Annotated in this window: 10 protein-coding genes; 6 read left to right on the forward strand and 4 right to left on the reverse strand. The window is 67.0% G+C overall.

Annotated features, from left to right (window positions below):
• The 3 genes from AB3X43_RS09350 to gmk form a co-directional block, all read right to left on the reverse strand.
• Positions 1-338 (reverse strand): hypothetical protein (locus tag AB3X43_RS09350; protein ID WP_369429570.1); only part of this gene is annotated, 338 nt, incomplete at its 3' end.
• 77 nt (positions 339-415) lie between these two features.
• A complete protein-coding gene (gene rpoZ, locus AB3X43_RS09355) occupies positions 416-619 on the reverse strand; it encodes a DNA-directed RNA polymerase subunit omega (protein WP_179634291.1) in 204 nt (67 codons plus the stop codon).
• A 33-nt stretch (positions 620-652) separates the two neighbouring features.
• Positions 653-1,300, reverse strand: coding sequence for a guanylate kinase (gene gmk / locus AB3X43_RS09360; RefSeq protein WP_369429571.1), 648 nt, complete (start codon positions 1,298-1,300; stop codon positions 653-655).
• A 225-nt stretch (positions 1,301-1,525) separates the two neighbouring features.
• On the opposite strand from gmk, the gene AB3X43_RS09365 reads away from it, so the two are divergent.
• Positions 1,526-3,763, forward strand: coding sequence for an NADP-dependent isocitrate dehydrogenase (locus tag AB3X43_RS09365; RefSeq protein ID WP_369429572.1), 2,238 nt, complete (start codon positions 1,526-1,528; stop codon positions 3,761-3,763).
• Positions 3,764-3,848: 85 nt separating this feature from the next.
• Here AB3X43_RS09365 and AB3X43_RS09370 read toward each other — a convergent pair whose 3' ends face one another.
• Positions 3,849-4,766, reverse strand: coding sequence for a YicC/YloC family endoribonuclease (locus AB3X43_RS09370; protein ID WP_369429573.1), 918 nt, complete (start codon positions 4,764-4,766; stop codon positions 3,849-3,851).
• Positions 4,767-4,810: 44 nt separating this feature from the next.
• On the opposite strand from AB3X43_RS09370, the gene AB3X43_RS09375 reads away from it, so the two are divergent.
• The 5 genes from AB3X43_RS09375 to hemW form a co-directional block, all read left to right on the forward strand.
• On the forward strand, positions 4,811-5,779 hold the full coding sequence (locus AB3X43_RS09375; protein WP_310463454.1) for a serine/threonine protein kinase: 969 nt from the start codon (positions 4,811-4,813) through the stop codon (positions 5,777-5,779).
• A gap of 38 nt (positions 5,780-5,817) precedes the next feature.
• Positions 5,818-6,735, forward strand: a complete 918-nt coding sequence (locus AB3X43_RS09380) for a PP2C family protein-serine/threonine phosphatase (RefSeq protein WP_369429574.1) — start codon at positions 5,818-5,820, stop codon at positions 6,733-6,735.
• 81 nt (positions 6,736-6,816) lie between these two features.
• Positions 6,817-7,557, forward strand: a complete 741-nt coding sequence (gene rph / locus AB3X43_RS09385) for a ribonuclease PH (protein WP_369429575.1) — start codon at positions 6,817-6,819, stop codon at positions 7,555-7,557.
• A gap of 4 nt (positions 7,558-7,561) precedes the next feature.
• Positions 7,562-8,209 carry an RdgB/HAM1 family non-canonical purine NTP pyrophosphatase gene (rdgB, locus tag AB3X43_RS09390; RefSeq protein ID WP_369429576.1) on the forward strand — a complete coding sequence of 216 codons (648 nt, stop codon included), beginning with the start codon at positions 7,562-7,564 and terminating at the stop codon, positions 8,207-8,209.
• Positions 8,202-8,875: radical SAM family heme chaperone HemW (hemW, locus tag AB3X43_RS09395; protein ID WP_473965103.1), on the forward strand; the 674-nt coding region annotated here is incomplete at its 3' end. The genes rdgB and hemW, both read left to right, overlap by 8 nt.

Genomic DNA, 8,875 nt, shown 5'->3' on the forward strand with positions numbered 1-8,875 from the left:
CGGAACTGGCCCAGGTGGGCCTGGTCGGCGAAGCGGTAGGCCTCGCGCACGCGGCGCACGTCGGCCTCGTCCAGGTAGTCGAGCTTGGCTGTGAGCACCGCGAAGGAGGCGGCACTCGCCCCGTGCGCGCCAGGCACCTGCTCGATCACGGGGCGCGGAGGCTTTCCGACCCGTGCACGAAACTTGTTCCTGACGGCCAGATCCGCATCATGGGCTTCACCCGGGTCGCTGGGCTGGGTATCCGGAAACGGTTCGGACGCGGCAGACTCGGATTTGCCTTCTCGTCGCCAGGAGGAGAAGAACATGCGGCGCAGAACATCGGCTGTGCGGGACACCATGGATCGACTCTAGCGTGTCCCGCAACGGTCCGGGCACCGTGTGGCCGATGCCCGACAAGCCGCGGGTCAGATACTGCTCAGGTCGGGACCTTGCGCAGCATCTCGATGCCGACCTGACCGGCGGCGATTTCGCGCAGCGCGGTCACGCCAGGCTTGTTCTTCGTCTCGACCTTGGGAGCATGGCCTTGGCTCAGCATGCGGGCGCGGTAGGTGGCGGCAAGCACCAGCTGGAAGCGGTTGGGGATCTTCAGCAGACAGTCTTCGACAGTGATACGGGCCATGGTGGGATCGTGCTTCCGCAGGTGAGGAGTCGGTCAAGACAGTTGAAGGGCGTCGAACACAGCCGGGCGGCTGAGACGCTGGGTCGAATATTTTAACCGCTGCGCGTGGACGATGGTTTTCAGGTCGAACAGGGCAGTCTCGAACAGGGCGTTGACGACGATGTAGTCGAAGTGCCGCGCCTGTGCCACCTCGTGCCGGGCATTGACCATGCGCTGTGCGATGACTTCAGGGGTGTCTTCGCCGCGGCGGAAGAGGCGCCGTTGCAGTTCCTCCCACGAAGGCGGCAGGATGAAGATCAGCACCGCACTCGGAAACAGCTGCTTGATCTGCAGCGCGCCCTGGAAGTCGATCTCCAGCACGACGTCCTGGCCGTCGCGCAGGCGCTGCTCCATCGCGGCGCGCGAGGTGCCGTAGCGGTTGCCGTGGACCTCGGCCCACTCGAAGAAATCGCCGCGCTCGACCATGGCGGCAAACTCGTCTTTCGAGACGAACCAGTATTCGCGGCCGTGCTCCTCCTGCCCGCGGGGTGCGCGGGTGGTGTGCGAGATCGAGACCATCAGGCGGGTGTCGATCTCCAGCAAGGCCTTGACGAGGCTGGACTTGCCGGCGCCGGACGGGGCAGCGACAACGTAGAGATTGCCGGGATAGTCGGCGGGCAAAGGTGTGACGGAATGGGGCACGGCGGACTCGCTGGGCTGGCGCGTTGAGAGCGTCTGGCGTTCAATTGTCCCCGAAGTCGCGTGGTCAAACGACAATAGCGGGGTGACGCCGCTCGAACGGCCAGTCAGCACCTGCACAGAATCGGGTGGCAAAGTGCTCCGTCTGGGCACAGCTGCCGCGCGGTACTCCGCAGCAGGAACAACACTTTCAAGCAGAACCCCATCAGACCTCCCGGAGATCCGTGAATGACGACCAAGCAGCCGACCATCATCTACACCCTGACCGATGAAGCGCCCTTGCTGGCGACTTGTGCATTCCTGCCCATCGTGCGCACCTTCACGGCGCCGGTCGGCATCCACATCCAGAAAGCCGACATCTCGGTGTCCGCACGGGTACTGGCCGAGTTCCCGGAATACCTGACGGACCGCCAGAAGGTGCCCAACACGCTCGCCGAGCTGGGCAAGAAGACCCTGGAGCCGGACGCCAACATCATCAAGCTGCCCAACATCAGCGCGTCGGTGTCGCAGCTGGTGGCCTGCGTCAAGGAACTGCAGGCCAAGGGCTACGGCATCCCCGACGTCCCGGAGAACCCGACCACCGACGAAGAGAAGGCGATCAAGGCACGCTACGGCAAGTGCCTGGGCTCGGCCGTGAACCCGGTGCTGCGCGAAGGCAACTCCGACCGCCGCGCACCGATGGCCGTCAAGAACTTCGCCCGCAAGCACCCGCATTCGATGGGCGAATGGAAACAGTGGTCGCAGACCCATGTGTCGCACATGGAGCACGGCGACTTCTACCACGGCGAAAAGTCGCTGACGCTGGACAAGGCGCGCAACGTCAAGATGGAGCTGCTGACCGAAAGCGGCAAGACCATCGTGCTGAAGCCGAAGCTGGCCCTGCTCGATGGCGAGATCATCGACTCGATGTTCATGAGCAAGCAGGCGCTGTGCGACTTCTACGAGGCGCAGCTGGAAGACTGCCGCAAGTCCGGCATCCTGTTCTCGCTGCACGTCAAGGCGACGATGATGAAGGTCTCGCACCCCATCGTCTTCGGCCACTGCGTCAGGATCTACTACAAGGACGCCTTCGAGAAACACGGCGCGCTGTTCGACGAACTGGGCATCAATGTCAACAACGGCATGGTGAACCTGTACGACAAGATCAAGACGCTGCCGGAGTCCAAGCGCGACGAGATCATCCGCGACCTGCACGCCTGCCAGGAGCACCGTCCGCGTCTGGCGATGGTGGACTCGGCCAAGGGCATCACCAACTTCCACTCGCCCAACGACATCATCGTGGACGCCTCGATGCCGGCGATGATGCGCCAGGGCGGCAAGATGTGGGGCGCTGACGGCAAGCAGTACGACAGCAAGTGCGTGATGCCGGAGTCGACCTTCGCCCGCATCTACCAGGAGATGATCAACTTCTGCAAGTGGCACGGCAACTTCGACCCGCGCACGATGGGCACGGTGCCGAACGTGGGGCTGATGGCGCAGCAGGCCGAGGAATACGGCTCGCACGACAAGACCTTCGAGATCGCCGAGGCCGGCGTGGCCAACATCACCGACCTGGACACCGGCGAAGTGCTGCTGAGCCAGACGGTCGAGGCCGGTGACATCTGGCGCATGTGCCAGGTCAAGGACGCCCCGATCCGCGACTGGGTCAAGCTGGCCGTCACGCGCGCCCGCAACTCCGGCATGCCGGCGGTGTTCTGGCTGGACCCGTACCGCCCGCACGAGAACGAGCTGATCAAGAAGGTGGAAACCTACCTGAAGGACCACGACACCACGGGCCTGGAAGTCCGCATCATGAGCCAGGTGCGCGCGATGCGTTTCACCCTGGAGCGCGTGGCCCGCGGTCTGGACACCATCAGCGTGACCGGCAACATCCTGCGCGACTACCTGACCGACCTGTTCCCGATCATGGAACTGGGCACGTCGGCCAAGATGCTGTCGATCGTGCCGCTGATGAACGGCGGCGGCATGTACGAGACCGGTGCCGGCGGCTCGGCCCCGAAGCACGTGCAGCAGCTGGTCCAGGAAAACCACCTGCGCTGGGATTCGCTGGGGGAATTCCTGGCGCTGGCCGTCTCGCTGGAAGAGCTGGGCATCAAGGAGAACAACGCCCAGGCCAAGCTGCTCGCCAAGACGCTCGACGCCGCCACCGGCCAGCTGCTCGACAACAACAAGTCGCCCAGCCCGAAGACCGGCCAGCTCGACAACCGCGGCAGCCAGTTCTACCTGGCGATGTACTGGGCCCAGGAACTGGCCGCCCAGACCGAGGACGCCGTGCTGGCAGCCCACTTCGGCAAGCTGGCCGCCGTGCTGACCGAGAACGAGACCAAGATCGTGGCCGAGCTGAGCGCGGTCCAGGGCCAGCCGGCCGACATCGGTGGCTACTACCTGGCCGATGCCGAGAAGACCAAGGCCATCATGCGTCCGAGCGCCACGCTCAACGCGGCGCTGGCGGCAGCACACAGCTAAGACCTGCAGTGGGCGGCAACGCCGCCTGCTCGACCACACCAGAAAAGCCACCCAAGGGTGGCTTTTCTTCGTTCCGGCAGACCGCTTATTCGATGTTCTGCACCTGCTCGCGCATCTGCTCGATCGCGACCTTCATCTCCACCGAGATCTGCGTCAGCTCCAGTGCGGCGGATTTCGAGCCCAGGGTGTTGGCCTCGCGGTGCAGTTCCTGGATCAGGAAGTCGAGCCGCTTGCCCAGCTCGCCCCCCTTGCGCAGCAGCCGGGTGATCTCGTCGAGGTGGGCGCCCAGGCGGCCCAGCTCTTCCGCCACGTCGATGCGGATCGCGAACGCCGCCGCCTCGGACATCGCCCGCTCGGCCAGCGACTGCGCGGACACGCTCTGGTTGGCGCCCGCCGTGGCCAGCGCCTCGTTCCAGCGCTCCAGGAAGCGCTGCTGCTGACGCGCCACCACCTGCGGCACCAGCGGCGCTGCCTGGGCCGCCAGACCGCGCAGGTGCTCGACACGCTCCATCAGGATCGCGACCAGCCGGTCTCCCTCGCGGGCACGGGCCTCGCCAAGCCGCTCGACGCACACGCGGGCAGCCACCAGCGCGACGTCGTCGAGCAGCGCCACCGGTGCGGTGCTGCGGCACCACTGCAGCACCTCGTGCACCGACATCAGCTCGGCATCCCGCAGCTGCGAGCGCACGGCCACCTGGAGCGCCGCCAGCCGGGCCAGCTGCTCGGGATGCGGCAGCGCCGCAGCGGCGTCGGGCGCACGGTCCTGGTTCAGGCGCAGCTCGATCTTGCCGCGCTTGAAGGTCCGGGTGAGCAGCTCGCGCAGCGCAGGCTCCAGTGCGCGGAATTCGTCGGGCAGGCGCAGCGCCAGATCCAGGAAGCGGCTGTTCACGGAGCGCAGTTCCACCGTGACCGACCCTGCGGATCCCGCTTGTGCGGCAGTGTTCTCGGTGTGTTCCCCGGCCTCGGGCAGCGCGCTGGAGGAGGCGCTGGCATAACCGGTCATGCTGTAAACTGACATCGCGAATTTCGCCCAATCAAAATACGATTATGTCAAAGCAAAAACCTGCCCCGTTGCCGCCCGGCACGGTGGTAGGCGGCTACCAGATCATCCGGAAGCTGGCAGCGGGTGGATTCGGGGTGGTCTATCTCGCCGAAGATGCCGAGCGCCGGCTGGTGGCCCTCAAGGAATACCTCCCGTCTTCGCTGGCCGAGCGCTCCGCGGGTGAGCTGATTCCGCGCGTCAAGCCGGAAAAGCAGCCCCTCTACCGCCTGGGCCTGAAGAGCTTCTTCGAGGAAGGCCGCTCGCTCGCGCAGATCAGCCACCAGAGCGTCGTCTCGGTGCTGAACTTCTTCCGCGAGAACGAGACGGTCTACATGGTGATGAACTACCTGCAGGGCGACACGCTGCAGGACTTCATCGTCACTGCCCGCGATCTCAAGCGCGACAAGGTCTTCCGCGAATCGACCATCCGCAGCCTGTTCGACGAGATCCTGCGCGGCCTGCGCATCGTCCACCAGCACAAGATGCTGCACCTGGACATCAAGCCGGCCAACATCTTCGTCACCAACGAGAACAAGGCCGTGATGCTCGACTTCGGCGCGGCACGCGAAGTGCTGTCGAAGGAAGGCAACTTCATCCGGCCGATGTACACCCCCGGCTTTGCGGCGCCCGAGATGTACCGCCGCGACGGCTCGCTCGGCCCGTGGACCGACATCTACGCCATCGGCGCCTGCATCTATGCCTGCATGCAGGGCTACCCGCCGAACGACGCGCCGCAGCGCATCGAGAAGGACCGCCTGAGCCTGTCGCTCTCGCGTCTGCGCAACGTGTACTCGGACAACCTCATCGAGGTGACCGAGTGGTGCATGTCGCTCGACCCGCTGGCACGGCCGCAAAGCGTCTTTGCGCTCCAGAAGGAGCTGTCCAGGGAAACCGAACGCCGTTACACCAAGCTCAGCTTCAGCGAGCGCCTCAAGCTGCAGCTTGAAAACATCAAATCCGGCGCCAAGGCGTGAGCCCCGCCGTGCCGGAATCTTCCTCGGAACCCCTGTCCATGCGTTTTTCCGTCTACCAGATCAGTCGCCGTGGCGGGCGAGAGAAGAACGAAGACCGCATGGGCTACTGCTACACCCGTGACTCCGGCCTGTTCGCGCTCGCGGACGGCATGGGCGGGCATCCCGAGGGCGAGGTCGCCTCGCAGATGTCGCTGCAGACCATGGCCGCGATGTTCCAGCGCGACGCCAAGCCAGTGATCCGCGAACCGCGCCGCTTCCTGACCGAGTCCATCCTGGCCGGCCACCACGCGCTCATCCGCTACGCCACCGAACGCGCCCTGCTCGACACGCCACGCACCACCATCGTCGCCTGCATCCTCCAGGGGCGCGAGGCGTACTGGGCGCACTGCGGCGACTCGCGGCTCTACCTCGTGCGCGGCGGCCGGCTGCAGGCCCGCACCCGCGACCATTCCTACTCCGAGCTGCAGGAGTCGCTCAACGGCGTCGTGCCGCTGGGCGACAAGGTCAACCGCAACGTGCTGTTCACCTGCCTGGGCAGTCCTGGCAAGCCGGTGATCGATCTCGTCGGCCCCGTGACGCTGCAGCCCGGGGACAAGCTGCTGCTGTGCTCCGACGGCCTGTGGGGTGCCCTGGACGACGACACCATCACCCGCATCCTGGCCGGAGGCACGATCAGCGACGCGGCACCTGATCTGGTGGAGCGCGCGCTGCGCATCGCTGGCGAGAAGAGCGACAACGTCACCGTGATCGCCGTCGAGTGGGAGTCCGCCGAGGACGACGAAACCCTCACCGGCATCGAGACACGCGCGCTGGGCGACGATGTCTTCGCCTCCACCATCCAGGCCGGCGCCGGTGCCGGCAACCCCGACGATCTGCTCGACGAGGCCGAGATCGAACGCTCGATCCGCGAGATCAACGAAGCCATCAAGCGCAGCGCCCAGAAGCGCGGCGGCTAGGCCGGCACCCCGGCCTCCGCGACCACGTCCTTCCCGCGCATGCGGGAGTCCACGCATCGCCACGACCCGAGAATTTCCCGCATGACCACCACCACCCGCCCGAACCACCGTGCCCCTGATGCCCTGCGCCCCGTCCAGCTCACCCGCGGCTACACCAAGCACGCCGAAGGCTCGGTCCTGATCGCCTTCGGCGACACCAAGGTGCTCTGCACGGCCTCGGTCGAAGAGCGTGTGCCGCCACACAAGAAAGGCTCGGGCGAAGGCTGGGTCACGGCCGAATACGGCATGCTGCCCCGCGCCACCCACACCCGCAGCGCCCGCGAAGCCGCCAAGGGCAAGCAGACCGGCCGCACGCAGGAGATCCAGCGCCTGATCGGCCGCTCGCTGCGCAGCGTGTTCGATCTGAAGAAGCTCGGCGAGCGCACGATCACCATCGACTGCGACGTGCTGCAGGCCGACGGCGGCACCCGCACGGCCGCCATCACCGGCGCGTTCGTCGCGGCCCATGACGCCGTGGCCACGCTGCTCGCACAGGGTCTGGTCACCGAGACGCCGATCCGTGACCACGTCGCCGCGATTTCGGTGGGGTTGCTGGACGGTGTGGCGCTGCTGGACCTGGAGTACGTCGAGGACTCGGCTTGCGACACCGACATGAACGTCGTGATGACCGGCTCCGGTGGTTTCGTCGAAGTGCAGGGCACAGCCGAAGGCTCGCCCTTCAGCCGCGCCGAGATGGACACGCTGATCGCACTGGCCGACCAGGGCATCCGCGATCTGGTCGCACTGCAGCGCCAGGCCCTGACCGCACCGATCGGAGGCTGAGGCGATGGGCGGCCTGCGACACCGTCTGGTGCTGGCGTCCAACAACGCCAAGAAGCTGAAGGAACTCGGTGCGCTGCTGGCACCGGTGTCGGTCGAGCTGGTGACCCAGGGCTCGCTCGGCATTCCGGAAGCCGAGGAACCGCACCACACCTTCATCGAGAACGCGCTCGCCAAGGCCCGCCATGCCGCGGCCGCCAGCGGCCTGCCGGCGATCTCGGACGACTCCGGACTGTGCGTGGACGCCCTCGGCGGCGCACCGGGCGTGCAGTCGGCCCATTACGCCGCGGTCGAGTTCCCCGCCGGCATCGACCGCGAAGCACAGCGCGCACTGCAGGACGCAGCGAACAACCGCAAGCTGCTCGCCGCACTGGAGGGTGCCGCCACGCGCCGCGCCCGCTTCGTCTGCGCACTGGTGGCCGTGCGCTCGGCGGATGACCCGGAGCCGCTCATCGCCTTCGGGCGCTGGGAAGGTGAGATCCTGGCCGAGCGGCGCGGCGCGGGCGGCTTCGGCTACGACCCGCTGATGTGCATCCCGTCGAACGGACTGACCGCCGCCGAGATGCCCGCGGAGGTCAAGAATGCCCAGAGCCACCGCGCGCTGGCCTGTGCGCAGATGCTGACGCTGATGCGCGGGGTGTGGCAGCTTGGCTGAGTTCATCCCGATCCAGCCAGCCCAGGCCACCGCGGACACCGCGGCGGCGGCCAATGGCGCCGACGTGGTGGCCCGCTACCTGCGCCCAGGCACGCTGCAGCTGGGTGCGCCGCCGCCGCTGGGGCTGTACATCCACCTGCCGTGGTGCCTGCGCAAGTGCCCCTACTGCGACTTCAACTCGCACGAGGCGGCCAGCGGCGGGCATCCGGAAGCGGCGTATCTGGACGCCCTGCGCGCCGACCTCGAAGCCGCGCTGCCGCTGGTCTGGGGCCGCAGCGTGCAGTCGATCTTCATCGGTGGCGGCACACCCAGCCTGTTCTCGCCCGAAGGCATCGAGCGGCTGCTGGGCGACGTGCGGGCGCTGGTGCCGCTGGCGCCGGGCTGCGAGGTGACGCTGGAGGCCAATCCCGGCACCTTCGAGCGCGCGCGCTTCCGCGCCTTCCGCGGCGCGGGGGTGACGCGGCTGTCGATCGGTGTGCAGAGCTTCGACGATGCCAAGCTGCAGGCGCTGGGCCGCGTGCACAGCCGTGCGCAGGCGCTGGCTGCCGCCGAAGAGGCCGCGCAGGCCTTCGACACCTTCAACCTCGACCTGATGTACGCCCTGCCCGGCCAGACGCTCGCCGAGGCCGCCGAAGACCTGCGCACCGCGCTGGCGCTGCAGCCACC

It is taken from the genome of Sphaerotilus sp. (assembly GCF_041083715.1).
Lineage (GTDB): Bacteria > Pseudomonadota > Gammaproteobacteria > Burkholderiales > Burkholderiaceae_C > Sphaerotilus.

Excerpts from the sequence above, each read along its gene's own strand:
- AB3X43_RS09370 (WP_369429573.1), bottom strand. The coding sequence starts at position 4,766 with ATGACCGGTTATGCCAGCGCCTCCTCCAGCGCGCTGCCCGAGGCCGGG.
- rpoZ (WP_179634291.1), bottom strand. The coding sequence starts at position 619 with ATGGCCCGTATCACTGTCGAAGACTGTCTGCTGAAGATCCCCAACCGC.
- rdgB (WP_369429576.1), top strand. The coding sequence starts at position 7,562 with ATGGGCGGCCTGCGACACCGTCTGGTGCTGGCGTCCAACAACGCCAAG.
- AB3X43_RS09380 (WP_369429574.1), top strand. The coding sequence starts at position 5,818 with ATGCGTTTTTCCGTCTACCAGATCAGTCGCCGTGGCGGGCGAGAGAAG.
- AB3X43_RS09375 (WP_310463454.1), top strand. The coding sequence starts at position 4,811 with ATGTCAAAGCAAAAACCTGCCCCGTTGCCGCCCGGCACGGTGGTAGGC.
- AB3X43_RS09365 (WP_369429572.1), top strand. The coding sequence starts at position 1,526 with ATGACGACCAAGCAGCCGACCATCATCTACACCCTGACCGATGAAGCG.
- rph (WP_369429575.1), top strand. The coding sequence starts at position 6,817 with ATGACCACCACCACCCGCCCGAACCACCGTGCCCCTGATGCCCTGCGC.